The organism is Pseudomonas danubii (genome assembly GCF_042980055.1).
Taxonomy (GTDB): Bacteria; Pseudomonadota; Gammaproteobacteria; order Pseudomonadales; family Pseudomonadaceae; genus Aquipseudomonas; species Aquipseudomonas danubii.
Window position 1 is genome coordinate 2,292,950 of record NZ_CP116502.1, and the last position, 25,027, is coordinate 2,317,976.

23 protein-coding genes and 1 pseudogene are annotated in these 25,027 nt (G+C 63.0%); 17 read left to right on the top strand and 7 right to left on the bottom strand.

Translation table 11 applies throughout. From position 1 onward, the window contains the following. Positions 1 to 95 precede the first annotated feature (95 nt). From PFZ56_RS10650 to PFZ56_RS10680, 7 genes are all read left to right on the top strand, one after another. Entirely contained in the window at positions 96 to 878 is a 783-nt protein-coding gene (locus PFZ56_RS10650; protein ID WP_102861186.1) for a class II aldolase/adducin family protein, read from the top strand. Beyond that, positions 878 to 1,780 (top strand): alpha/beta fold hydrolase, encoded by a 903-nt coding sequence (locus PFZ56_RS10655; RefSeq protein WP_102878398.1) that lies wholly within the window; start codon positions 878 to 880, stop codon positions 1,778 to 1,780. Before PFZ56_RS10650 ends, PFZ56_RS10655 begins: the two co-directional genes overlap by 1 nt. Before the next feature lie 168 nt (positions 1,781 to 1,948). Then, positions 1,949 to 2,860 carry an SDR family oxidoreductase gene (locus tag PFZ56_RS10660; protein WP_102879066.1) on the top strand — a complete coding sequence of 304 codons (912 nt, stop codon included), beginning with the start codon at positions 1,949 to 1,951 and terminating at the stop codon, positions 2,858 to 2,860. A 162-nt stretch (positions 2,861 to 3,022) separates the two neighbouring features. Continuing rightward, positions 3,023 to 3,382, top strand: coding sequence for a hypothetical protein (locus PFZ56_RS10665; RefSeq protein ID WP_102861188.1), 360 nt, complete (start codon positions 3,023 to 3,025; stop codon positions 3,380 to 3,382). 484 nt (positions 3,383 to 3,866) lie between these two features. Then, entirely contained in the window at positions 3,867 to 5,657 is a 1,791-nt protein-coding gene (locus tag PFZ56_RS10670; protein WP_102878399.1) for a DUF1302 domain-containing protein, read from the top strand. A gap of 24 nt (positions 5,658 to 5,681) precedes the next feature. Beyond that, positions 5,682 to 7,049, top strand: coding sequence for a DUF1329 domain-containing protein (locus PFZ56_RS10675; RefSeq protein ID WP_170001143.1), 1,368 nt, complete (start codon positions 5,682 to 5,684; stop codon positions 7,047 to 7,049). A 148-nt stretch (positions 7,050 to 7,197) separates the two neighbouring features. Beyond that, positions 7,198 to 9,750 carry a LuxR C-terminal-related transcriptional regulator gene (locus tag PFZ56_RS10680; RefSeq protein ID WP_170001142.1) on the top strand — a complete coding sequence of 851 codons (2,553 nt, stop codon included), beginning with the start codon at positions 7,198 to 7,200 and terminating at the stop codon, positions 9,748 to 9,750. 10 nt (positions 9,751 to 9,760) lie between these two features. On the opposite strand, the gene PFZ56_RS10685 is transcribed toward PFZ56_RS10680, so the two are convergent. Next, on the bottom strand, positions 9,761 to 10,561 hold the full coding sequence (locus PFZ56_RS10685) for an IclR family transcriptional regulator (protein WP_102861192.1): 801 nt from the start codon (positions 10,559 to 10,561) through the stop codon (positions 9,761 to 9,763). 167 nt (positions 10,562 to 10,728) lie between these two features. Between PFZ56_RS10685 and hmgA the strand changes: the two genes are divergently transcribed. The 4 genes from hmgA (at position 10,729) to PFZ56_RS10705 (ending at position 15,497) form a co-directional block, all read left to right on the top strand. After that, entirely contained in the window at positions 10,729 to 12,033 is a 1,305-nt protein-coding gene (gene hmgA / locus PFZ56_RS10690) for a homogentisate 1,2-dioxygenase (protein WP_102878402.1), read from the top strand. Positions 12,034 to 12,036: 3 nt separating this feature from the next. Beyond that, the gene (fahA, locus tag PFZ56_RS10695) at positions 12,037 to 13,338 is read left to right on the top strand and encodes a fumarylacetoacetase (RefSeq protein WP_170001141.1); all 1,302 of its coding nucleotides are present in this window, start codon (positions 12,037 to 12,039) and stop codon (positions 13,336 to 13,338) included. An 11-nt stretch (positions 13,339 to 13,349) separates the two neighbouring features. Further along, complete coding sequence (gene maiA, locus PFZ56_RS10700) at positions 13,350 to 13,988, top strand: maleylacetoacetate isomerase (RefSeq protein WP_170001140.1); 639 nt, start codon at positions 13,350 to 13,352, stop codon at positions 13,986 to 13,988. A gap of 138 nt (positions 13,989 to 14,126) precedes the next feature. Continuing rightward, positions 14,127 to 15,497 (top strand): aromatic acid/H+ symport family MFS transporter, encoded by a 1,371-nt coding sequence (locus PFZ56_RS10705; protein WP_170001139.1) that lies wholly within the window; start codon positions 14,127 to 14,129, stop codon positions 15,495 to 15,497. A 12-nt stretch (positions 15,498 to 15,509) separates the two neighbouring features. On the opposite strand, the gene PFZ56_RS10710 is transcribed toward PFZ56_RS10705, so the two are convergent. Both PFZ56_RS10710 and PFZ56_RS10715 read right to left on the bottom strand, forming a co-directional pair. After that, the gene (locus PFZ56_RS10710) at positions 15,510 to 15,977 is read right to left on the bottom strand and encodes a GNAT family N-acetyltransferase (RefSeq protein WP_170001138.1); all 468 of its coding nucleotides are present in this window, start codon (positions 15,975 to 15,977) and stop codon (positions 15,510 to 15,512) included. A 59-nt stretch (positions 15,978 to 16,036) separates the two neighbouring features. Continuing rightward, the gene (locus PFZ56_RS10715; RefSeq protein WP_110596037.1) at positions 16,037 to 16,840 is read right to left on the bottom strand and encodes a SirB1 family protein; all 804 of its coding nucleotides are present in this window, start codon (positions 16,838 to 16,840) and stop codon (positions 16,037 to 16,039) included. 182 nt (positions 16,841 to 17,022) lie between these two features. On the opposite strand from PFZ56_RS10715, the gene PFZ56_RS10720 reads away from it, so the two are divergent. From PFZ56_RS10720 to PFZ56_RS10730, 3 genes are all read left to right on the top strand, one after another. Further along, the gene (locus tag PFZ56_RS10720) at positions 17,023 to 18,042 is read left to right on the top strand and encodes a Glu/Leu/Phe/Val dehydrogenase dimerization domain-containing protein (RefSeq protein ID WP_102878408.1); all 1,020 of its coding nucleotides are present in this window, start codon (positions 17,023 to 17,025) and stop codon (positions 18,040 to 18,042) included. Between the two features lie 98 nt (positions 18,043 to 18,140). Next, complete coding sequence (locus tag PFZ56_RS10725; RefSeq protein ID WP_262379202.1) at positions 18,141 to 18,407, top strand: hypothetical protein; 267 nt, start codon at positions 18,141 to 18,143, stop codon at positions 18,405 to 18,407. Next, positions 18,404 to 18,829 (top strand): hypothetical protein, encoded by a 426-nt coding sequence (locus PFZ56_RS10730; RefSeq protein ID WP_110653395.1) that lies wholly within the window; start codon positions 18,404 to 18,406, stop codon positions 18,827 to 18,829. Before PFZ56_RS10725 ends, PFZ56_RS10730 begins: the two co-directional genes overlap by 4 nt. Before the next feature lie 177 nt (positions 18,830 to 19,006). On the opposite strand, the pseudogene PFZ56_RS10735 reads toward PFZ56_RS10730, so the two are convergent. After that, positions 19,007 to 19,261: pseudogene (locus tag PFZ56_RS10735) on the bottom strand (YebG family protein); the annotation flags it as partial. A 266-nt stretch (positions 19,262 to 19,527) separates the two neighbouring features. Between PFZ56_RS10735 and PFZ56_RS10740 the strand changes: the two are divergent. Next, the gene (locus PFZ56_RS10740; RefSeq protein ID WP_102861203.1) at positions 19,528 to 20,028 is read left to right on the top strand and encodes a phosphate-starvation-inducible protein PsiE; all 501 of its coding nucleotides are present in this window, start codon (positions 19,528 to 19,530) and stop codon (positions 20,026 to 20,028) included. Here PFZ56_RS10740 and PFZ56_RS10745 read toward each other — a convergent pair. The 3 genes from PFZ56_RS10745 to PFZ56_RS10755 form a co-directional block, all read right to left on the bottom strand. Beyond that, the gene (locus tag PFZ56_RS10745; protein ID WP_102878412.1) at positions 20,025 to 20,342 is read right to left on the bottom strand and encodes a DUF3509 domain-containing protein; all 318 of its coding nucleotides are present in this window, start codon (positions 20,340 to 20,342) and stop codon (positions 20,025 to 20,027) included. The genes PFZ56_RS10740 and PFZ56_RS10745 overlap by 4 nt on opposite strands. A gap of 219 nt (positions 20,343 to 20,561) precedes the next feature. Further along, positions 20,562 to 21,857 (bottom strand): serine/threonine transporter, encoded by a 1,296-nt coding sequence (locus tag PFZ56_RS10750; protein ID WP_170001137.1) that lies wholly within the window; start codon positions 21,855 to 21,857, stop codon positions 20,562 to 20,564. Positions 21,858 to 21,920: 63 nt separating this feature from the next. Next, a complete protein-coding gene (locus PFZ56_RS10755; protein ID WP_170001136.1) occupies positions 21,921 to 23,297 on the bottom strand; it encodes an L-serine ammonia-lyase in 1,377 nt (458 codons plus the stop codon). Positions 23,298 to 23,432: 135 nt separating this feature from the next. Between PFZ56_RS10755 and PFZ56_RS10760 the strand changes: the two genes are divergently transcribed. Continuing rightward, complete coding sequence (locus tag PFZ56_RS10760; RefSeq protein WP_102861207.1) at positions 23,433 to 24,380, top strand: LysR substrate-binding domain-containing protein; 948 nt, start codon at positions 23,433 to 23,435, stop codon at positions 24,378 to 24,380. A gap of 213 nt (positions 24,381 to 24,593) precedes the next feature. After that, positions 24,594 to 25,001: an HPF/RaiA family ribosome-associated protein gene (locus PFZ56_RS10765; protein WP_102861208.1), complete on the top strand. Its 408-nt coding sequence runs from the start codon at positions 24,594 to 24,596 to the stop codon at positions 24,999 to 25,001. Positions 25,002 to 25,027 lie beyond the last annotated feature (26 nt).

Consider the following 25,027-nt stretch of genomic DNA (forward strand, 5'->3'; position numbering starts at 1 on the left):
CAAGCTGGCTGTCAATGCAACTCCGCAGTCGATGCAAGCTGTCTAGACTCTGAGGGTTCCCTCATCCAATAAGAACCATCACCGAGGTCCTTGCCGTGAGCCTAGCCCCCGTTCAATCGACACCGAGTGTAAAAAAACAAGTCAGCGCCGTTGAGTGGCAAACCCGTCTGGACCTCGCCGCCTGCTACCGTCTGGTGGCCATGCACGGCTGGGACGACCTGATCTTCACCCATATCTCCGCCAAGGTGCCGGGCACCGAAGACTTCCTGATCAACCCCTTCGGCATGATGTTCCACGAGATCACCGCCTCTAGCCTGGTGAAGGTCGACCAGGCCGGTAACAAGCTGATGGACAGCCCCTACGAGATCAACCCGGCGGGCTACACCATTCACAGTGCCGTGCATGCGGTGCGCCACGATGTGCTCTGTGTGCTGCATACCCACACGGCCGCCGGGGTCGCGGTGTCGGCGCAGAAGCAGGGCGTGCTGCCCATCAGCCAGCAGTCGCTGTTCGTGCTGTCGAGCCTGGGCCGTCACCCTTATGAGGGCGTGGCCCTGAACCCCGAGGAGAAAGAGCGGCTGCAGGCCGACCTGGGGGACAACAACTTCCTGCTGCTGCACAACCATGGCTTGCTGACCTGCGGCGCCAGCATCGCCGATACCTTCCTGATGATGTTCACCTTCCAGCGTGCCTGCGAGATCCAGGTGCTGGCGCAGAATGGCGGCGCTGAGCTGATCACCATTCCTGCATCGATCCTGGCGGGGGCCAAGGCGATGATCGCCGGCGTCACCCGCAGTGCCCAGGGGATGGGGGGCGCACTGGCCTGGCCGGCCCTGTTGCGCAAACTCGATCAACTCGACCCGGGTTATAAAGTCTGATGCCTATCGCCGAAATTCCTCTGTGTGTCTGGCGCAAGCGCGGCAAGGACTTTGTGTTTCGCGGCCAGCGCATTCGTTATTGGGTGGCGGGGCAAGGAGAGCCGCTGCTGTTGATCCATGGGTTTCCCACCGCCAGCTGGGACTGGCATTACCTGTGGCAACCCCTGGCGCGGCGCTATCAGGTGATCGCCTGCGACATGCTCGGCTTCGGCGACTCGGACAAGCCGCTGGACCATGAGTACAGCCTGCTGGAGCAGGCAGACTTGCAGCAGGCGTTGCTGGCCCATTTGCAGATCCAAGAGCCGCTGCACCTGCTGGCCCATGACTACGGCGACAGCGTCGCCCAGGAACTGCTGGCCCGGCATTATGAAGCGCGGATCGAGATCGCCAGCTGCGTGTTCCTCAATGGCGGTCTGTTTCCGGAAACCCATCGCCCGGTGCTGACCCAGAAGCTGTTGCTCAGCCCCGTGGGCTGGATGCTCGGGCGGGTGTTCAGTCGCCAGGGGCTGGCGAACAGTTTCCGGCAGATCTTCGGCCCCCAGACCGGTCCCAGCGAGTCGGTCCTGGATGACTTCTGGAGCCTGGTGCACAGCAACAACGGGCCGCGCATCCTGCACAAGTTGATCGCTTATATCCCCGAGCGACGGGCCCAGCGCGAGCGTTGGGTCGGCGCCATGCAACGCGGCGAGGTGCCGCTGCGGGTGATCGATGGCGCCCAGGACCCGATTTCCGGGGCGCACATGGTGGAGCGCTATCGCCAGTTGATCGCCGAGCCGGACACGGTGCTGCTACCGGGTATCGGCCATTACCCACAGATCGAAGCGCCGTTGCCGGTGCTCAAGCATTACCTGGGGTTTCGCGACACATTGCTCGCGCCGCCACGCCAGGCAATGGGTTCCTGAGCGCCTTGGGTCACTGTGTGGCCCAAGGCAGGGGCGCGCTCTGGTGCGGGCGGGGCGATTATCCCGCTGTCTTATTGGGCACCATTCAGGCCCGGACGTTTTTATTGTGACCGCCGGCTGGCTGTCCGACACTCGAAGAATTGTCCATTGGCCCTGCTGGAGTTCGGTATGAGTGAATCTGTGCGCTTGCAAGACAAAGTAGTGATCATCACCGGAGCCGGCGGCGGCCTGGGCCGGGCCCATGCCTTGCTGTTCGCCAGGCACGGGGCCAAGGTGCTGGTCAACGACCTGGGGGGCTCGGCCCAGGGCGAGGGCGCCAGTGCCTCGGCGGCGGATCGGGTGGTGGCGCAGATCCGCGAGGCCGGGGGCATCGCCGAGGCCAACCACGACTCGGTCACCGATGGCGAAAAAATCGTGCAGAACGCCCTGGATGTGTTTGGTCGGGTCGATGTGGTGGTCAACAACGCTGGCATCCTGCGGGATAAGACCTTCCACAAGATGGACGATGCCGATTGGGACCTGGTGTACCGGGTGCATGTCGAAGGTGCCTACAAAGTCACTCGCGCCGCCTGGCCGCATCTGCGGGACCAGGCGTACGGACGGGTGATCTTCACCGCGTCCACATCAGGCATCTACGGCAACTTCGGCCAGTCCAACTACGGCATGGCCAAGCTCGGCCTGTACGGCCTGACCCGGACCCTGGCCATCGAAGGGCGCAAGAACAACATCCTGGTCAACGCCATTGCCCCGACCGGTGGCACGCGGATGACCGAGGGCCTGATCCCGCCACAGGTGTTCGAGCAGCTCAAGCCGGAACTGGTGAGCCCGCTGGTGGTGTACCTGGGCAGCGAGCAGTGTGAGGAAACCTCCGGCCTGTTCGAAGTGGGCGGCGGCTGGATCGGCAAGGTGCGCTGGGAGCGCAGCCTGGGCGCCGGTTTTGATCCGCGCCAGGGCTTTTCGCCCGACGATGTGGCGGCGCACTGGCAGCAGATCTGCGATTTCGAGGGGGCGGCGCATCCCAAGGACAACATCGAGGCGCTCAAGGAGATGATGCAGAATCTGCAAAAGTACGCCCTCTGACGCTGCGTGGGTCAGCCTTGTCCGGCGCTGATCGGCGGGCGTTTTTTCCAGGCTTGAAAGCCGCCAGGCAATGACCCGCCGGAGCCTGGGCTCCGGCGGTTTTACTCCTGTGGCGTTCGTCTCTATGCTCGACGGCTGGCGAACGCACAAGGAGCGCTTGAGATGTATGAGTCAAAGGATCAGCCGGTACTGTCGCGACTGCTGTTTATCCGGCGTCTATGTGTTCACGGCCTGGTGGTTCTGGCCCTGATCAGCTTTTCGGTGTTGCTGGGTATCAGCGGTCTGCTGTACTTCGAGCAGGACATTTCCTTTCACGACGCCTTGTATGACGCAGCCATGATCCTCGGCGGCATCGGGCCCATCAACATGCCGCAAACCCCTGGCGGCAAACTGTTTTTTGCCACCTACGGGCTCTACACCAACCTGGTGTTCGCCGCCACTCTGGGCTTGATCCTGTCACCGGTGGCGCATCGTCTGTTGCACAAGTTTCATTACGACGATGGTGATGACGACACCTTGTAAGGCCAACTTGGCCGTTGTCTTGCGCGCATAAAAAAGGCCGCTGCAAGAGCAGCGGCCAAGGTAAGACGTTAGATCAAGGAGCTACAAAATCAACGTCGGTGAACCTGGGGTAGTGGCCTGGACTGAATCTTTTCAAGCCAACTGGAAGTCTGTTTCGGGCAACGGGCGACGGGCTCTTTGCGCGGCAGTGGCGTGGCGTTGTTTGCCGTGACTGCGAGGTAAGAATAAGCCCTGGCATGACCTGGAAAAATAGCCATTCAGGACAAGGACTGTTACAGCTTGAGCAACAGTCCAGAGGGGCGCAGCACCTGTATCGATGCACTTGATGGTCGCGTATCCAGCCCGTGGATACATCTCTGAACGGTCCCGGTGGCAAGGGCGCTAATCCTTTCGGGCGACAACTCGAATACCTCCTTGGTGCGCTTATCGGCCGTGGTACCCCGGCAGTAGGGTGAGGCCTCCTGTCACTCACCGGGGAAGACGCATGACAAGAACAACAATGCGCGCCATCTTCAAACCGCAGGCGCTGGCTGTCGCGGTAGCGCTGGGCTGCAGCGCTCAGGCGCAGGCGGTTTCGTTCAATATTGGGGAAATTGAAGGGCAGTTCGACTCGTCCTTGTCCGTTGGCGCCAGTTGGGGCATGCGCAATGCCGACCCTGCGTTTGTCGGCACCATCAATGGTGGCACCGCGCAGTCTTCCACCGGTGACGATGGCCGCTTGAACTTCAAGAAGGGCGAGACTTTCTCGAAGATCTTCAAGGGCCTGCACGACCTTGAACTCAAGTACGGCGACACCGGCGTCTTCGTGCGCGGCAAGTACTGGTACGACTTCGAACTCAAGGACGAGGATCGCCAGTTCAAACCCATCAGCGACCACAACCGCAAGGAAGGCGCCAAGTCCTCGGGCGCACAGATTCTCGACGCCTTCGTCTACCACAACTACTCGATTGCCAACCTGCCGGGTACCGTGCGCGCCGGCAAGCAGGTGGTCAGCTGGGGCGAGAGCACCTTCATCGGCAACTCCATCAACAGCATCAACCCGGTGGACGTCTCGGCCTTTCGCCGCCCCGGGGCCGAGATCAAGGAAGGCCTGGTGCCGGTGAACATGCTGTTCGCCTCCCAGGGCCTGACCAACCAGTTGACCGTGGAAGGCTTCTATCAGCTGGAGTGGGACCAGACCGTGGTGGACAACTGCGGCACCTTCTTCGGCAACGATGTGGTGGCCGATGGCTGCACCACCGGCTACACCGTCGGCAACCCGGCGATCGCACCGTTACAACCGGTGGCAGCGGCCTTCGGCCAGGGCTTTCAGGTGGCCCGCGAGGGGGTGATCCTGCCCCGCGGCGGTGACCGCGACGCCCGGGACTCCGGGCAGTGGGGCGCCGCTCTGCGCTGGCTCGGCGATGACACCGAGTACGGCCTGTATTTCATGAACTACCACGCCCGCAGCCCCGTGGTCAGCACCACCACCGCCAATGTCAGCCCGGCGACCCTGGGCGCGATTGCCGGCGCCGCCAACGGCATCGTTCCCGGTTCCGGCAGCGGCCTGGTGCAAAGCGTGATGCTCGGCCGTGGCCAGTACTACCTCGAATACCCGGAGGACATCCGCCTGTATGGCGCCAGCTTCTCTACCACGCTGCCCACCGGCACCGCCTGGACCGGCGAGATCAGCTACCGGCCCAATGCCCCGGTGCAGATCAACACCAACGACCTGACCCTGGCCCTGCTCAACCCCATTGCCGGGGGTGCGGCTTCACCGATCAAGACCGCCATGGGCGCCGACAACACCGGCTACCGGCGCAAGGAAATCACCCAGATCCAGAGCAGCATGACCCAGTTCTTCGATCAGGTGCTGGGGGCTGATCGCCTGACCCTGGTGGGCGAGGCGGCGATTGTCCGGGTCGGTGGCCTGGAGGACAAAAGCAAGCTGCGCTACGGCCGCGACTCGGTCTACGGCCAGTACGGCTATGGCGGCGACACCGATGGGTTCGTCACCGCCACCTCCTGGGGTTATCGGGCCCGGGCCATCCTCGACTACAGCAACGTGATCGGCGGGATCAACTTCAAGCCCAACCTGTCCTGGTCCCATGACGTCAACGGCTACGGCCCCAACGGCTTGTTCAACCAGGGCGCCAAGGCCCTCAGCGTTGGTGTTGACGCCGACTACCGCAACACCTACACCGCCAGCCTCAGCTACACCGACTTTTTTGGCGGGCGCTACAACACCCTCACCGACCGGGACTTCCTCGCGTTGAGCTTTGGCGTGAACTTCTGAACCGGCACAAGAAGGAGCACTTGAATGCGCAAGATGATTCTGCAATGCAGCGCCCTGGCACTGGGCCTGTGGGCGGCCAACCTGATGGCTGCAGTGAGTCCGGAAGAAGCCGCCAAGCTGGGCACCAGCCTGACTCCCGTGGGGGCGGAGAAGGCCGGCAACGCCGATGGCTCGATTCCGGCCTGGACCGGCGGCATCCCGAAGAACGCCGGGGCGGTGGACAGCAAGGGCTTTCTCGCCGATCCCTTCGCCAATGAGAAACCGTTGTTCATCATCACCGCGGCCACGGCCGACAAGTACAAGGACAAGCTGTCCGCAGGGCAACTGGCGATGTTCAAGCGCTACCCGGACAGCTACCGGATTCCGGTCTACCCGACCCATCGCAGCGTCGGCCTGCCACCGGAAATCTACGAGTCGGCCAAGCGCAGCGCGCTGAACGTGACCACCACCAACGACGGCAACGGACTGGCCAACTTCACGGGCAACCGCTACTACGCCTTCCCGATTCCGAAGAACGGCATCGAGGTGCTGTGGAACCACCTGACCCGCTATCACGGTGGCAATCAGAAACGCATCATCACCCAGGCCACCCCGCAGACCAACGGCAGCTACACCTCGATCCGTTTTGAAGAGGAAGTGGCGGCGCCGCAACTGATCCCCGACCTGGACCCGGCCAAGGGCGCCAACGTGCAGAACTTCTTCAAGCAGTCGGTGACCGCCCCGGCGCGGCTGGCGGGCAACGTGCTGCTGGTCCATGAAACCCTGGATCAGGTCAAGGAGCCCCGTTCGGCCTGGATCTACAACGCCGGGCAGCGCCGTGTACGCCGCGCCCCGCAGGTGGCCTACGACGGTCCGGGCACCGCCGCCGACGGCCTGCGCACCTCGGACAACTTCGACATGTTTTCCGGCGCGCCCGACCGTTACGACTGGAAACTGTTGGGCAAGAAGGAGATGTACATCCCCTACAACAGCTACAAGCTGGATTCGCCGAGCCTCAAGTACGACGACATCATCAAGGCCGGGCACATCAACCAGGACCTGACCCGCTACGAACTGCACCGGGTCTGGGAAGTGGTGGGCACGGTCAAGCCCAACCAGCGGCATATCTATGCCACCCGCCACATGTACATCGACGAGGACAGCTGGCAGGTGGCGCTGGTGGATCACTACGACGGTCGTGGCCAGTTGTGGCGAGTGGCCGAGGGACACGCGCAGTACTACTACGACCATCAGGTCCCGGCCTACACCCTGGAAGCGCTGTATGACCTCAACGCCGGTCGCTACCTGGCCCTGGGCATGAAGAACGAGGAAAAGCACAGCCTGGAATTCGGCTTTGCCGCCAAGGCGGCCGACTACACTCCGGCCGCCTTGCGCGCCAGCGGGGTGCGCTAGGCAGCAGTGACGCACGAGGTGCAAAGGCGACCGCCCGGTCGCCTTTTTTATGGCAGAGGATCAGCCCGCTGAATACTTCTTCAACAGGTCGGGAGGTCGAGGCTAGGGTGGGGGCACGCTGGCTAAAACTATAAAAAGGCTCGCCGCAATGACTGCCATGACTCGTTGTCCAGAGCGTCCCGGGTTCATGCCCCGTTTGTCTTCCCATCATTCCCCACGCGGCCACCTGAGTACGCCGTTGCTGGCCTCCAGTGCGCGGGTCAAGTTGTTGTGTGCCCCCGCCGGCAGCGGCAAGACCGCCCTGCTCAGCGAATGCCTGCAGCAGGCCCCCGCTTCGTGCCGGGTCATCTGGTTGCCCCTGGGCGGTGCGTGCCAGAGTCCTGAAGACTTGTGTCGTGTCCTGGCCGACGCCTTGGACCAGGCCGATGCCGATCCCGCCGCGCTGCTGTTACACCTGGCTCATCTGCCCAGTCCGGCCTGGCTGTGCATTGATGACTATTGCCGTTTGCCGGCTCCGGAGCTGGACGGGCTGCTGGACCGCTTGCTGAGCATCGATAACCCCTTGCTCACCTGGTGGATCGGCAGTCGCCGCCGCCCCCAATGCAACTGGCCACGCCTGTTGCTGGACGACCAGCTCTACGAACTGGACGGCAGCGCCCTGGCCTTCAGCCAGCGTGATATCGAGCAACTGCTGCAACGTTTGCCGCAACCTTTGTGTGCCCAGACCGCCAGCAGCATCCTGCAGCGCAGTGGCGGCTGGTGTGCCGGGGTGCGCATCGCCTTGCTCGATGGCAGCGAGCGGGTGACCCAACCCTGCAAGCCAGGGCGCCCCAATACCTTGCTCGAATACCTGGAGCATGAGCTGTTCAGCGTGTTACCGGCGGAACTGGCGGAAGTCTGGCAAGTGCTGGCCCAGATGCCGCGGTTCAATGCCGAGTTGTGCGAGCACCTGTTTGGCGCCGGAGAAGGGGCCCAGTACCTGCGTACCCTGCAGGACCTGGGCTGCTTTATCGAACCCTGGGAAGGCGGTGCCGACTGGCTGCAGGTGTTTGCACCCCTGGCCCGGCTGATGCGGCATGAGGCCTGGCCCGCCGGGCGCTCCTGGCATCGGCGGGCGTGCCAGTGGTTTACCGCTCAGGAGGATTGGCAATCGGCCTTTGAGCAGGCGCTATTGGCCCAGGAGTACGAAGTCGCGGTCAGCCTGCTGGAGCATTTCAATATTGAGTTCCTGTTCCAGCAGCACAATGGCTTGTTGCTGTTGCAACTGCATGAGCGCCAGGGCGCCGAGTTGCTGCTGGGCAGTCCGCAGTTACTGGGGTTGCTGGTGGCGGCCATGCTGTTTGCCGGACGCTTCGAACAGGCCGGGCAATGCATGGCCCAGATGGCACGGTTTGCACCGCAACCTTCGGCGGTTGAACAACGTCAGCTGCTGGCTCGCTGGCAGGCGCAGCAAGGGTGGCTGTTGCACCTGGGCGGGCGGATGGAGGCCGCGCGGCAGCACTTTCGCGAAGCCTTGAACGAGTTGGAGGACGGCGCCTGGACCACCCGTTTGCTGTGCCTGTCCGGCCTGACCCAGCAAGCGCTGTTGTGCGGCGAGCTGGAGGTGGCCCAGTCCCTCAATCGTGAGGCGTTGTGTCTGGCCCGGGCCCAGGATGCGTTGTTGTTCGAAGGCTTGCTGGAGCTCGATCATGCCCAATTGCTGGAACAACGCGGCGCGCCCCATCGGGCGCAAAGTTTGCTGGAACAGGTGATCGAGCGTTTGTCCGGGCAAGCGCTGCGCGCCACGCCCTTGCTCGGGCGCTTGGCCTTGCGCCTCGGCCGGCTGGCGTTGCGCCAGGGACACGATGGGCAAGCAGCCGAGTATTTTCGCCGAGGGCTTGAGGATTGCCTGGTCAGTCATGACAAGCGCGCCTTGTATGGCTTTCTCGGTGAGGCCCAGTTGGCGGCCAACCAGGGCGATTACGCCCAGGCGTTCGTGCGCCTGCGGGACGCCGAGCGGCTGATGCAGCAACGGCAGATCCCGGACACGGTCTACCGTGGCGTGCTGTTGCAGGTCAGCAGCCAGCTCTGGCTGCAGCAGGGCCGAGCGGAGCTGGCTCACGAAGCCTTGAGCCGGGTGCTCCGGCACTTTCGCGGGCCCCAGGCCCTGCAGGCGCCGCCGGCCTCCCTGGAATTGATCCCGAGCATTGAGTACCTGCTGGTGCTGGCCGAGGTCCATCTTGGGCGGGCCCAGGCACCGGTGGCCACGTTGCAGGGGCTGCTGGCACGGGCCCAGCGCCACGGCATGCTGGGGCTGGAGGCACAGGTGCAATTGGCCCTGGCCGAGGTGGCTTTCATCCTCGGCGATCAAGCCTTGGCGGCGCAGGCGTTGCAGGCCGGGCAGGAGCGGGTGGCGCGCTGCAATCTGCCCCAGGTCCTGCACGAGTTGCGCCTGCGACAACCAGCGTTGTTGCAAGCACTGGACAGCCCGCCAACCACGCTCGCGGCGCCGCAGGAGGATCACGACAGCCTGCTCAGCCTGCGGGAGTTGCAAGTGCTGCAATTGATTGCCCAGGGCTGCTCGAACCAGCAGATTGCCGAGCAGTTGTTCATCTCCCTGCACACGGTGAAGACCCACGGCCGCAGGATTCACAGCAAGCTGGGGGTCGAGCGGCGCACCCAGGCGGTGGCCAAGGCCCAGGCCCTGGGGCTGATGAGTTGAGGCGCGCCGGTTACTCGGGCTGCGGTTGATAACCCATGCGCCAGCTCACCGCAGAGCTGGCCGCCAGCAGGCGTTGGGCCGCGGGTCCATGTTCATCGGCGTGGAACAGCGACGTCGGCCCTACCACGGTCAGCACGGCGGCGATCTTGCCGGTGGCATCGAATACCGGCGCCGACAGGGCATCGACCCCAGGCATCAGTAAACCGTGGACATGGTGCAAGCCGCGCTGGCGGATCTGCTCGGCCAGTGCGTCGTGGACCTGCGGGTCGGCCAGGGCATGGGGGGCACCTGTGGAGAGTTCCTGCTGGCGCAGATCGAGGGTTTCCCGTTGTGGCAGGTAGGCGTTGAACACCAGCCCGGTGGATGAGCTGAGCAGGGGCAGCACCGAGCCCAATTGAGTGACCACGGTCACCGCTCGCACCGCCGGCTCGATGTGCACCACGGTCGCGCCCTGATTGCCCCACACCGCGAGGAAGCAGGTTTCGTTCAATTCGTCCCGCAGTTCCGCCAGGGGCAGGGCGCCCACTTTCAATACATCCATGCTGCCCAGGGCCGCCAGCCCCACCCGCAAGGCTTCACGGCCCAGGCCGTAGTGATTGGTGGCGGTGTTCTGCTCGGCAAAACCGCTGGCGATCAACGCCTGCAAGTAACGGTGCACCTTGCTCGCCGGCATTTGCACATGTTCGGCCAGACGCGAAAGAGAAGTGGCCGGTGACAGTTCGGCCAGGGCCTTGAGGATGTCGGTGCCGACTTCGGCCGAGCGGACTTTCTGTTTACCGGTGCTGTCGCTGGTGCTGCGCGGCTTTTCCATGGAGGTGTCGGGGTCCCGTTACAAGTGGCGGTCTTTATAGCTTGACGCTCATAGGCAATCAAATTACGTTATGCGTAATTGGATTACGATAAAAATAACCCAGGCGTGCCGATAACTCTTGTGAAGGAGTGGTGGGCCCCTGCCTATTCCAACTTCCAGGAGGCTCCATGAACCTCGATTCTTCGGCGTCGGCCCTCAGCTACCAATCGGGCTTTGGCAATGAATTCGCCAGCGAAGCCCTGCCGGGCGCACTGCCCGTCGGCCAGAACTCCCCGCAAAAAGCCCCTTACGGCCTGTACGCCGAATTGTTTTCCGGCACCGCCTTCACCATGACCCGCAGCGAAGCCCGGCGCACCTGGATGTACCGCATCCAGCCCTCGGCCAATCACCCGGCGTTCGCCAAGCTCGAGCGCCAGTTGGCGGGCGGCTCCTTGGGAGAGGTGACCCCCAACCGCCTGCGTTGGAACCCGTTGCCGATTCCTGCCGAACCCACCGATTTCATTGATGGCCTGGTGGCCATGGTGGCCAACTCTGCAGCGCAGAGTCCTTCCGGCATCAGCGTCTATCACTACCGCGCCAACCGCTCCATGGAGCGGGTGTTCTTCAACGCCGACGGGGAAATGCTCCTGGTGCCGGAATTGGGCCGCCTGCGCATTGCCACCGAGCTGGGCGTGCTGGAGCTGGAACCCCTGGAAATCGCCGTGCTGCCTCGCGGCCTGAAATTCCGCGTTGAGCTGCTGGACCCGCAAGCCCGTGGCTACATTGCCGAGAACCATGGTGCGCCGCTGCGCCTGCCAGACCTGGGCCCCATTGGCAGCAACGGCCTGGCCAATCCCCGGGACTTCCTGAGCCCGGTGGCTCACTACGAAGACCTCAAGCAGCCCACCACCCTGGTGCAGAAGTTCCTCGGCGAACTCTGGGGCTGCGAACTCGACCATTCGCCGCTCAACGTGGTGGCCTGGCACGGCAACAACGTGCCCTACAAATATGACCTGCGCCGTTTCAACACCATCGGTACTGTCAGCTTCGATCACCCGGACCCGTCGATCTTCACTGTGTTGACCTCACCCACCAGCGTGCCGGGTCTGGCCAACCTCGACTTCGTGATCTTCCCGCCGCGCTGGATGGTGGCTGAGAACACCTTCCGTCCACCGTGGTTCCACCGCAACCTGATGAACGAATTCATGGGCCTGATCCAGGGCGCCTACGATGCCAAGGCCGAAGGCTTCCTGCCCGGCGGCGCGTCCCTGCACAGCTGCATGAGCGCCCACGGTCCGGACGGCGAGACCTGCACCAAGGCGATCAACGTCGAGCTGCAACCTTCGAAGATCGACAACACCATGGCCTTCATGTTCGAGACCAGCCAGGTGCTGCGTCCCAGCCAGTTCGCCCTGGAATGCCCGCAACTGCAGAACGACTACGATGCTTGCTGGGCCTCGCTGCCCGCCACCTTCAACCCGAATCGGAGATAACCCATGACCTCAACCATCACCCGTAGCTGGGTCGAGTCCGCCAACGGTCACCCCGACTTCCCGTTGCAGAACCTGCCCCTGGGGGTCTTCAGCACCCAGGGTTCGGCGCCCCGCAGTGGCGTTGCCATTGGCGAACAGATTTTCGACCTGGAAGCGGCGCTGGACGCCGGCCTGTTCGAAGGCCAGGCCCAGGCCGCGGTGCAAGCTGCCCGTGGTGGTCAGTTGAACGCTTTCTTCCAGCTTGGCCGTCCGGCCCGCGTCGCCCTGCGTGAGCGCCTGCTGGAACTGCTGGGCGAGGGCAGCAGCCTGCGCGACAAGATCCAAGCCCTGGGCGCGAAGCTGCTGCCCCTGGCGGCGGAATGCCAGATGCACCTGCCGGCCAAGATCAATGACTACACCGACTTCTATGTCGGCATCGAGCACGCGCAGAACGTCGGCAAGCTGTTCCGTCCCGACAACCCCCTGTTGCCCAACTACAAGTACGTGCCCATCGGCTACCACGGTCGCGCCTCGACCATCCGGGTCTCCGGTGCCGATGTGCGCCGGCCCAAGGGCCAGACCCTGCCGGCCGGGCAGAGCGAACCGACCTTCGGCCCCTGCGCACGCCTGGACTATGAACTGGAACTGGGCATCTGGATTGGCCAGGGTAACGAGATGGGCGAGCCCATCGCGATTGGCGACGCCGCTGAGCACATTGCCGGTTTCTGCCTGCTCAACGACTGGTCGGCGCGGGATATCCAGGCCTGGGAATACCAGCCGCTGGGGCCATTCCTGTCGAAGAGCTTCATCACCAGCATTTCGCCCTGGGTGGTGACCGCCGAAGCCCTGGAGCCGTTCCGCCAGGCCCAGCCCCAGCGTCCTGAAGGCGACCCGCAACCCTTGCCTTATCTGCTGGACAAGCGCGATCAGGCCGCTGGCGGCTTCGACATCGAGCTGGAAGTGCTGCTGATCACCCAGGCCATGCGCGAGCAGGGCTTGCCGGCCCACCGCCTGACCCTGAGCAACACCCAGTACATGTACTGGACCGTGGCGCAGATGGTGGCGCACCACAGCGTCAACGGCTGCCAGCTGCAGGCCGGTGACCTGTTTGGTTCGGGCACCTTGTCCGGCCCGCAGAGCGGTCAGTTCGGCAGCCTGCTGGAGATCACCGAAGGCGGCAAGAAGCCCATCGAACTGGCTTCCGGTGAGGTGCGCAAGTTCCTCGAAGACGGCGATGAAATCATTCTGCGCGGGCGTTGCCGCCGCGAAGGTTTCGCCTCCATCGGCTTCGGCGAATGCCGGGGCACTGTCCAGCCGGCCCGTTAAGGGAGAGCCCCATGCAGCTCTATACCTACTACCGTTCCACCGCCTCCTATCGGGTGCGCATCGCCCTGGCCCTCAAGGGCCTGGAATTCCAGGCCATCCCGGTCAATCTGCTGGTGCCCAAGGGCGGCGCCAACCGCCAGCCGGAGTACCTGGAGATCAACCCTCAGGGACGGGTGCCGGCCCTGCGCACCGACGACGGCGACCTGCTGATCCAGTCGCTGGCGATCATCGAGTACCTGGAAGAGCGTTATCCGCAGGTGCCGCTGCTGTCCAAGGATCTGGTCAGCCGCGCCCGGGAGCGTGCGGTGGCCGCCATCATCGGCTGCGACATCCACCCGCTGCACAACTCCAGCACCCAGAACCTGCTGCGGGAATGGGGGCATGAAGAAGAGCAGTTGCTGGTGTGGATCGACCATTGGATCAGCCAGGGCCTGGCGGCCCTGGAACAACTGATCGGTGACCACGGCTTCTGTTTCGGCGATGAGCCGGGGCTGGCCGATGTGTTCCTGATTCCCCAGCTGTACGCCGCCGAGCGCTTCAAGGTGTCTCTGGATGACTATCCACGGATTCTCCGAGTCGCAGCCCTGGCTGCGGCGCACCCGGCGTTCCAGGCTGCGCACCCGGCCAACCAGCCGGACACCCCGGCCTGAGCCTGCACGCTGCCCCGGTGTACGGGGCAGCGTGGCATCCGTATCACCCGGGCCCCGCAACGGGGCTTGAGCGGTCACCGCCTGTGACCTGCGCAACACTGCTGCTCATAACCATAAAAAACGAACAGGTACCTTGCGATGCAAAATCAGATTGCCAGCTTTCGTGCTGCGCTCGACGCCCGCCCGGTGTCCCGCTATCAGTGGTTGCTCCTGTTGCTTCTCGCCTTGCTGTTGGTCACTGACGGCTACGATGCCCAGGTCCTGGGTTATGTGGTGCCGGCCCTGGCCCAGGACTGGGGCCTGGAAAAGTCCGCCTTCGGCCCGGTGTTCAGCGCCAACCTGCTGGGCTTGACTCTCGGCTCTCTGGCAGTGACACCTCTGGCAGACCGGTTCGGGGTGCGACGGATTCTGCTCGGTTGCGTGCTGATCTATGCCAGCCTGACGGTGCTGATGGTGTTCGCCAATTCCCTCGATAGCCTGATGGCCGCGCGCTTTATCTGCGGGATCGGCATGGGCGGCGCCATGCCCAGCGCCATGGCCCTGATGTCCGAGTATTCGCCGCCACGCTTGCGCACCTTGATGGTGACCTTGGCCGCCTGCGGTTTCTCGTTCGGTGGCGCTGCCGGTGGTTTTGTCGCTGCCGGTTTCATCGACCGCTTCGGTTGGGAGGCGGTGTTCCTGGCCGGTGGGATCACGCCGTTGTTGCTGTTTCCGTTCCTGGTCTGGCGCCTGCCCGAATCCCTGCCGCGCTTGCTGCGGGATGCGCCACCTTATGCGCGCTTGCGCAAGGTCACTGCGCAGATGCTCCCGGACTGGCAGCCACCGCCGGTTGTCAGCGACGCCACTGAAGCACCGGCAGGCAGCAAGCTCACGGTGCTGGAGCTGTTCCGCCAGGGCTATGCGCGACCAACGCTGCTGATCTGGTCGACGTTTTTTGTCAGCCTGATCCTCCTGTACTTCATGATCAGTTGGTTGCCGACCTTGCTGCTGGAAAGTGGCCTGGCCCTGAAACAGGCCAATCTGGTGACCTCGATGTTCCTCTTCGCCGGCACTTTGGGGGCGATCTGCATGGCCTGGTTCGCCGACCGCCTCAAGCGCAAGGTGCGCTTGCTGGCGGCCGTGCTCGGCGCCGCGGCCCTGTGCACGGTGTTGCTCGGCCTGAATCACGACAATCCGCGTTACCTGGTGGTGTTCGTGTTCGCCGCCGGTTTTTGCATCATCGGCGGCCAGCTGACCCTCAACGCCTTCGCCAGCAATTTCTATCCGGCTCAGGTGCGCGCCACCGGCACTGGCTGGGCGCTGGGGGTGGGGCGCTTCGGTTCGATCCTCGGGCCCTTGTTCGGCAGCCTGCTGTTGGCGATGCATATCCCGGTGCAGCAGATTTTCTTCTTCTGCGCGATTCCGGCGGTACTGGCGGCCTTGCTGATCATCCAGGTGCGCTCGCCGTCCGAGGCTCCCGCAGGTGGTGCGGGAGTGGCCCCCGAGCTGCAGGAAGCGCTCAAGTCCTGATGTGCTGTCGGTTCAGCGTGCCAGGTGCTTGATCATCGGCACGCAGGCCAGAGTCAGGCCCCGGGGCGACTGGTACTGGGCGATCCGCTCGCCGACGAAACCGCACTGACGATAGAAGTGGGCGGCGTTCAAGGTCGAGTCCAGGATCAGGTGCGGCAGCCCGGCTTGCAGGGCCCGTTCCTCAAGGTAGGCCATCATCTGCCGGCCAATCCCCTGGCCCATGTAGGCCGGGTCGACGAACACCGCGTCGACCTGTCCGGTCTCCAGGTCGAGCAGGCCGCTGGCGGTTACCTGGTTGTCGATGACGGCCACGTAGCCGGTGTTTTCCACCACTTCGATGAAGTAGTCCGCCAGGCTGCCGGCGGTCCATACCTGCAAGTCGGCGTCGGGGTAGTGGCCGCGGCACTGGTGGTTGATGGCTTGGTTACGAATGTCGAAGACCCGTTGCGCGTCGCCGCCATGAGCTTTTCTGATCAGCATGCTGTGCCCGTTCCGTGGAGTGAGCCGAGCATCCTGCCAGAGCCCGGTCCGGGATGCGATCAGTGGACCACGGTGTTGGGCGGCAGGTGCCCCAGGCGCTCGGTCAGGCGCAGGCGCTGGATCGGGTCGTCGCTGAGCAGCAAGGCGTGCTCCAGGTCGAAGCGCTCGGCATTCGGGCACTCCAGGCGTTGATAGAGGCTGGCCCGGGCCAGGTAGTCGGCGGCGCTGCCGTTGCCCAGTTCCAGCACGCGCTCGGCATTGATCAGGGCTGCCAGGTTGTCGTCGTAGGACAGGTGCAACTGGCGCAGATTGCGCGACAGGCGCTGGAACATCTGCAGCGGCTCGGCACTGGCCAGATGTTCGGCACTGAGCTTGATATGGGCGCCGTACTGGCGTTGCAGCAGTTCCCGGCAGTCGGCGGGGTACAGTCGGCGTCCGCCGCAGGGATCGAGCAGATGGTCGGCGCCGGGCACCCGCAGCAGGAAGTGCCCGGGGAAGTTCACCCCCACCAGGGGAATCTGCAGTCGTTGTGCCAGCTCCAGGGCAATCAGGGCCAGGGCCAGGGGTTGCCCGCGGCGCGATTCCAGGACCTTGTCCATCAGCGCCGCCTGGGGGCGCAGGGGCAGGTGCTCGTCCTGCTGGAAGCCCAGGTCGTTCATGCGCCGCAACAGTGGCTGGCCCAGTTCGTTCGGCGGTAGATGAGGCAGGCTGCTGCCGATCTGCAGCTGGATCTCCTTGAAGGCTTCCAAGTGACGCTCGGGCACAAGTTTTGGTGCATGCTCGGCGGCAATCCACAGGGCCGCTTCCAGCAGGGCTGGTGGCGAGCGGTGCAGGCAGGCGAAAAAGGCTTGGCGCGGGTTCATCTCAACCTCCGACGGATGCCTCGTTTTAGCCTCGTGGCGCAGGTTCGTCCAGTGCTGACACAGGTGGTAGCAGGTTATTTCCCAAAGCCTGTAAAAGCCCGCGGCTTATTCCTGCGTGGCGCAGCAAATTCCAGGCGCAAGCCTATACTGGCGACTACAAGAAGTGATTCGGGAGCCCGTCGATGTTCGCTCTCATGCACAGCACTCGCCTTGAATCGCTGCACCTCAGCGTCGACCCCAGCACCGGGTTGAAGGCAGTGATCGCCATCCACAACAACCGCCTGGGGCCCGCCCTGGGCGGTTGCCGTTATCTGGCCTATCCCGACACCACCAGTGCCGTGGAAGACGCTGCGCGACTGGCCCAGGGCATGAGCTACAAGGCGGCCCTGGCCGGCTTGCCTCAAGGCGGCGGTACCGCGGTGATCATCCGTCCCGCCCATGTGGAAAACCGCGCGGCGCTGTTCGAGGCCTTTGGCCGTTGCATCGAGCAACTGGACGGGCGCTACATCACCGCCATCGACAGCGGCACTTCGGTGGCCGACATGGACTGCATCGCTCAGCAGACCCGCTACGTCACCAGCACCAGCGCCGCCGGAGACCCGTCGCCCCACACCGCCATGGGCGTATTCGCCGGGATTCGCAGCACCGCCATGGCCCGCCTGGGCAGCGACAACCTGGAAGGCCTGCGGGTGGCAATCCAGGGCCTGGGCAACGTCGGCTTTGCCCTGGCCGAGCAACTGCACGCCGCTGGTGCCGAGCTGCTGGTCAGCGACATTGATGCCGGCAAGGTGCAGTTGGCCATGGAGCAACTCGGGGCGCATCCCGTCGCCAACGATTCGTTGCTCAGCACCCCCTGCGACATTCTCGCCCCCTGCGGCCTTGGCGCCGTGCTCAACAGCCTCAGCGTGGCCCAGTTGCGCTGCGCGGCGGTGGCCGGTTCGGCCAACAATCAACTGACCAACCTGCAAGTGGCCGATCAACTGGAGCGGCGCGGGATTCTCTATGCGCCGGACTACGTGATCAATTCGGGTGGCCTGATCTATGTGTCCCTCAAGCATCGCAATGAGGAGCTTCCGGTGATCACCGCGCACCTGTCGAAGATCAGCCTGCGGCTGACGGAGATCTTCGCCCACGCCCAGGCGGAAAAACGCTCTCCGGCGCGGGTCGCGGACGAACTGGCGGAGCGGGTGCTGTACCGCTAGGTATCTGTGTCTTATCCCTTTGGCTCGCCCTCTGTAGTATCAGGGCCCGGGAAAGGTTGCCGCGCTGAGCCCGATCCCTCAAAGGCCAACGACAAGGAATGAATTCGACGATGCCTCAAGTGCTGGATAGTGGCCTGGATGAGCAGTTGGCTTCGCTGTTGCGCAAAGGTGCGGATATTCAATCGATACGCCAGCTTCTTGAGCGGTACCGGGATCGGGGCTTTGGCGCGCAGGCGGTGTACAACTATCTGGCGTTGCTCAGGCACGACGCATCTGAAGAACTTGAAGACAGAATCCTGGAAGCCATGGATATAGCGTCCGGATACTGCTCGCCAGGCTGCAGGGTGTGGGAGGTTGCGCCATGACCCAGGCCCATACCGACAAACCATTGATCGGGTGTTCTGTCAGGGACCTGCAGTTGTACGCTGCGGCGTGCCTGGAGGCTTACTGCCTGAGCAAAGGTATTGCTCATCCTGCTGTCGATGACTTGCTAAAGCACCTTGAGGACTATCCGGAAAAAGATCGTTTACTGGCCTGGGACAGGGCCGGAGCGCAACTGGCATTGAATGGTCGAGGAGATGATTTGCCACAAAGCCTTATTGCTTTGATAGCGCCTGAAGATATCGAGGCGTTCTCCAGTATCGTCGACAGCGCGGTTGAGGTTGGAATGGTCGACCTGTATGGAGGCGCGACCGATTTGCCCGTGATTTTCATGGGCAAGATCACTGCGATATTGCGTCGCAACCTGATCGATTTGCCCGAGCCGAAAGGCGCGGCAGTCGTTTGACCGGCGGCTGCATCACGGGCACTCCTTGATCGGCAAACATGAAAAAAGCCCTGTGCCATGGACACAGAGCTTATTCAATTCGCGTAAAGCCTATTTCGCTGCCTTGGCCGCTTTCGCCGGTTTGGTCGGCGCCTCGACTTCAGCAGGTTGCTGCGCTTCAACCACCTCCAGCGCGGGAGCGGGGGCGCTGAGCAATTCGGACAACGCATCCGGCTGGCTCTTGAAGGCCCTGGCGAATACATCGCGGTTCTTCGCCATGTAGATCCCGGCTTCTTCCACCTGTTGCTCGCTCAGCGACGGCACGGCTTTTTGCAACACTTGCGCCAGCACTTCAGCCAGTTCGAGCATTTTGTCATGACGGTCAGCTTCGGCTTTATCCATGAACAAGCGCTCCAGATCTCGGCTGCTGCGGTATACCACTTCGACGGCCATTCACCACCTCACATGCCTTCACGATAATGGGTCTGTATAAATACTGTATCTATATACAGGTCGAGAGAATAGGCGAATCCTTTTCCCTTGGATAGTGGCTTTTTAATGTAGACGGAATTTTTTTCCCGGGTCGATTGTGATGGGGCCGTGCCTCGTTGCGGGCGGCCACCATCTCATTGACGGCTCCTGGCCTTTTTTCTGCATGCAGAACAACCGTCACGTCCAATCCGCATCATCCGGTCGAACCGACCTAAGGAAGAACCATCGTGAAAATCAATTGGGCCGAGAACCTACGGCAGAACGTCCATCAACTGGCCGAGTCCCTGGGCAACCTGTTTGTCGAGTCGTTCCATTACCTGGCGCTGTTCGCCATTGGCGCGGTGACTGCCTGGGCGGCGGTGATGGAATTCCTGCAGATGCTTGAGGCAGGCCACATCAAGATCGATGACATCCTGCTGCTGTTCATCTACCTGGAATTGGGGGCGATGGTCGGTATCTACTTCAAGACCAACCATATGCCAGTGCGTTTCCTGATCTACGTGGCGATCACCGCGCTGACCCGGCTACTGATTTCCAACGTCTCGCACCACAGCCCGCCAGACCTGGGGATCATCTACCTGTGTGGCGGCATCCTGCTGCTGGCCTTCGCCATTCTGGTGGTGCGCTACGCCTCGTCGCAGTTTCCCTCGGTGAAGATCGAACATCCGCAACGCAAGATCGGCGCGGGCTCCGGCGAGCACCCGGAAGTGGAGAAGGGCGAGCTCTAGAAACGCAAGGTCTGGGGCGCGGGCTTATGGCCAGCGGACGGCAGCAGTGCGAGGCTGTCGCCGTTGGTCATGGCTTCGAGGATGGCTACGGCGCTGTGGCCTTGCTCGATGGCGATGCCGAATTGAATGCTTTGCACCAGGCGCTTGATGCGCTGCGGGTCATTGCGCTGGGCTGCGCTGATCATGCGCTTGGCCACCACCCGGCCGGCCTGGGACAAGGTCAGCATGATGCTGCCGTCCAGGCCCTGGATGCTCAGGTTGACCTGATAATCCGGGGTGAAGGTGTCGGTAATCAGTTGAAAGGGGTTGTCCATGATGCGTCACCGCCTGATTGGATCGTGCAGTCATTGACTGGCAGGGCGCGGAATTAGTTCGCGATTCCAGACCGCTGGCCGGTCGTTTGCCGAGGTTTGCCTACGTCCGTGTTGCTCAAGGATGAACAAAGCAAGGGGCATGCCGGGAACCTCGCCGGGCAATGATTGCGGGGACAAAAAAGCGGACCACAAGGTCCGCTTTTTTTATTCCTGCCCGTTTCAGGGCACGACCGAGTAAATGATCGCAGACAGTGCGATCAGGCCGATCAGCACCACGAACAGGTTCGACAGCTGGCCCGAATACTGGCGCAGCGAAGGCACCCGCTGGATCGCGTACATCGGCATCAGGAACAGCAGGCAGGCGATCACCGGTCCGCCCATGGTCTCGATAATGTGCAGGATGCTCGGGTTGAAGGTGGCCACGGCCCAGCAAGTGAGGATCATGAACAGCGCGGTGATCTTTTCCAGGCGGGTGGACGACAGCGAGCGCCCCCGCAGGTTTTTTACGATCAGCCCCTGAAAGCCTTCGCTGGCGCCGATGTAGTGGCCCAGGAACGACTTGGTAATGGCCACCAGGGCGATCAGCGGTGCGGCGTAGGCGATGACCGGGGTCTGGAAGTGGTTGGCCAGGTACGACAGGATCGAGATGTTCTGTTCCTTGGCCGCCACCAGGTCCGCCGGCGACAGGGCCAGCACGCAGCTGAAGCAGAAGAACATCACCGTCAGCACCATCATGGCGTGGGCCGTGGCCAGGATGCCGCTGCTCTTGCGTTCGGCCTGGGCGCCGTAATGGCGTTTCTGATCCAGGGCGAAGGCCGAGATGATCGGCGAATGGTTGAAGGAGAACACCATCACCGGAATCGCCAGCCACAAGGTCTTGAAGAACAGCGGCAGGGGCATGCCCTCGCCGGCCGAAGCGAAGAACGCGCCGTTCCAGTTGGGAATCAGGCTCAGGGCCAGTAGCAGCAAGGCGGCGACGAACGGATAGACCAGCAGGCTCATGGCCCGCACGATCACGTCCTGGCCGCAACGCACAATGGCCATCAGGCCGAGGATCAGCAGCAGCGACAGCAGCGCCCGAGGCGGCGGGGTCATGTGCAGCTGGTGCTCCATGAAGTTGCCCAGGGTGTTGGTCAGGGCCACGCTGTACACCAGCAGGATCGGGAAGATGGCGAAGAAGTAGAGCAGGGTGATCAGCTTGCCGGCACCGACCCCGAAGTGTTCTTCCACCACCTCGGTGATGTCCCCGGAGCGCCCGGAGAGGACGAAACGGGTCAGGCCGCGGTGAGCGAAGAAGGTCATGGGGAAGGCCAGCAGCGCCAGCACGATCAATGGCCAGAAGCCACCGACCCCGGCGTTGATCGGCAGGAACAGGGTGCCGGCGCCGATGGCGGTGCCATACAGGCCGAGCATCCAGGTGGTGTCGTGCTTGCTCCAGCCTTGCCGGGCTGTTGCGGTGTCGCGGGGTGTGGCTACTGTGGGGTTTTCGGCAGCAGGTGTGGGTACATCGGTCATCGGTATCGCCTCGTTATTATTTTTGCTCGGGCTCACGTGTTACGGACGGTCAGGGAAGGCTCCTCAGCATTCCACCCAGCTCACTGCCAGGCCGCCCCGTGAAGTTTCTTTGTATTTGTCATGCATGTCGGCGCCGGTATCGCGCATGGTGCGGATCACCCGGTCCAGGGAAATGAAGTGTTTGCCGTCGCCGCGCAGGGCCATCTGGGTGGCGTTGATCGCTTTCACCGCGGCAATCGCGTTGCGCTCGATGCAGGGCACCTGCACCAGCCCGCCCACCGGGTCGCAGGTCAGGCCGAGGTTGTGTTCCAGGCCGATCTCGGCGGCGTTTTCCAGTTGCTCGGGGGTGGCGCCGAGGACTTCCGCCAAACCCGCGGCGGCCATGGCGCAGGCCGAGCCCACTTCGCCCTGGCAGCCGACTTCGGCGCCGGAAATAGAGGCGTTCTTCTTGCACAGGATGCCCACTGCCGCGGCACCGAGGAAAAAGTTCACGACGTCGTCGTCAGAGGCCTGGGGATTGAACTTCATGTAGTAGTGCAGCACCGCCGGGATGATCCCCGCCGCACCGTTGGTAGGAGCGGTGACCATGCGCCCGCCGGCGGCGTTTTCCTCGTTTACCGCCAGGGCGTAGAGGTTGACCCACTCCATGGCCGAGAGGGTTGAGGTGATGACATTCGGCTTGCCGATTTCCAGCAGGCTGCGGTGCAGCTTGGCGGCGCGCCGCGGGACATCGAGGCCGCCAGGCAGGATGCCTTCGTGGCGCAGGCCCTGTTCGACGCATTCGCGCATCACCGACCAGATATGCAGCAGGCCGCTGCGGATTTCGGCGTCGCTGCGCCAAGCCCTTTCGTTGGCCAGCATCAGCTCGCCGACCCGCAGCTTGTGGGTCTTGCACAGCGCCAGCAGTTCAGCAGCGCTATTGAAGTCGTAAGGCAATTCGACGCTGGCGCCGGCTTCAGTTCCGGCCTCGACCTGAGAGGCCTCGATGATGAAACCACCACCTACCGAGTAGTAGGTCTGCTCCAGCAGCGTGCCTTGCTCGCCTGAGGCGGTCAGGGACATGGCGTTGGGGTGGTAGGGCAGGCTTTGGTCCAGCAGGAGCAGGTCCTGTTGCCAGTCGAAGGCGATGTTCGTGCGCCCCCCCAGCAGCAATTGGCCGCTGTCGCGCAGTTGCTGGATGCGTGGGCCGATGCTGCCCGGATCGATGCTATCGGGCCATTCGCCCATCAGTCCCATGACGCTGGCGCGGTCGGTGGCATGGCCGACACCGGTGGCGGAGAGGGAGCCGTAAAGGCGGATCTGCACCCGCTGTACCTGATCCTCCAGGCCCAGGTCGAACAGCGCCTGGGCGAAGGTGGCGGCGGCGCGCATCGGGCCCACGGTGTGGGAGCTGGAGGGACCGATACCGACTTTGAAAAGATCGAAAACACTGATAGCCATGCTAAAGCCTTACAAGCAATGGAAGGTGGATCGCTGCCATTTTTTGTAGGCCAAGCGCAATGTCGGCGATACTGCCCGGGTCGGTCGGAACTGACCAACGAAACTTCCTAAGAGATCCTTTAGCAGGACTAAACGATGAGCCGTCAGTTTCATGCCCAGACCTATGTCTGGCTGCATGTGTTTTCCTGTGCCGCGCGGCACCTGTCCTTTACCCGTTGTGCTGAAGAACTGCACATCACGCCCGGCGCGGTCAGCCAGCAGATCCGTCAGTTGGAAGAGCGCCTGGGTCTGCGTCTGTTTCACCGTCGGCCCCGGGGTGTGGAACTGAGTGCCGAAGGCCAGCGCCTGGCGCTGACGGTGAGCGAGGCCTACGGCAGCATCGATGCGGAGCTGCGGCGCCTGGACGCGGGAATGATCAGTGGCACCCTGCGTCTGCGTTCGATCCCTTCGTTTCTCGGCAAGTGGCTGACCCCGCGCCTGCCGCGGCTGCAACAGCGTTATCCGGAGATCCAGCTGCGGCTGGTGGCCGAAGACAGCAGCGTGGCCTTGCACGAAGGCGACTTCGACCTGGCCATCGACCTGAACGACGGCAGCTACCCCGGCTTGCAGTCCACCGCGTTGCTGGACGAGCAGATCTTCCCGGTCTGCGCGCCGAGTCTGCTGCGGGGCCGTCCGCCGTTGCACGGGCCGGCAGATCTGGCGCATTTCCCCCTGCTGCACGACATCACCGCCTGGCGCGGCAGCTTTGAATACGCTGAATGGGAGTTCTACCTGAATGCCATCGGTTTCGAAGGCGCGGATGTGCGTCGTGGCCACACCTTCAACCGCAACCACCTGACCATCGAGGCGGCGATCGCCGGCATGGGCGTGGCGATTGCCCGGCGCACCCTGCTCAATGACGAACTGGAGCGCGGCACCCTGATCGTGCCTTTCGGTCTGGCGGTGCCCAATCACAAGCGTTATGTGCTGCTCTATGCACCGGGCGCCCTGAGCCATCCGGGTGTGCGTGCGGTGCATGATTGGCTGGTGGAAGAAGCGGAGATCTTTCGCGGTCTGCACCCCCTGGGAGAGGGGCAATTGTGAGGGTTTGAGCGAGGGGGCCGAATCGAGCTAACTCCCGACCTTAACAGCGCCTTTGCAGTTTGTCCGGCTTTATTTGCGTATGAATATTTATCTTTTTTAAGGGGTTGAAATGTTCGTCGCCGTGCCTAATTGTGTAATCAAGAGGTCACGAAATGCAGGTCCAAACGTCCTGCCTTGACCCTCTTACGAGCAAGCTGAAATAAGGGAAGAACTATGCAAATCCAAGTCCATAGCGATAACCATATTCAAAGCAGCCTTCGGTTGGAGGAGTGGGTGCGCAGCACCGTTGAAAGCACGCTCGAACGCTACGAAGAAGACCTGACCCGGGTCGTGGTCCACCTGCGGGACGAGAACGGTGGCAAGTCAGGTCCGGACGATATGCGCTGCCAGCTGGAAGCCCGTCCGAAAGGTCACCAGCCGATTTCCGTGACCCATAAGGCCGACACCCTGGAACAGGCCATTGATGGTGCGACCATCAAGCTGGAAAGTGCCCTGGAGCACATGTTCGGTAAATTGCGCGGCAAACGTGCGGCGGCCGTGCCCAGCAGCGACGGCACCGAGGCGGATGCCCTGCTCGAAGAAGAATTCCTGGAAAACCAACAGGCCGCGCTCAATAGCTGACGGCTGAGTTTCTCCCCCAACCCACG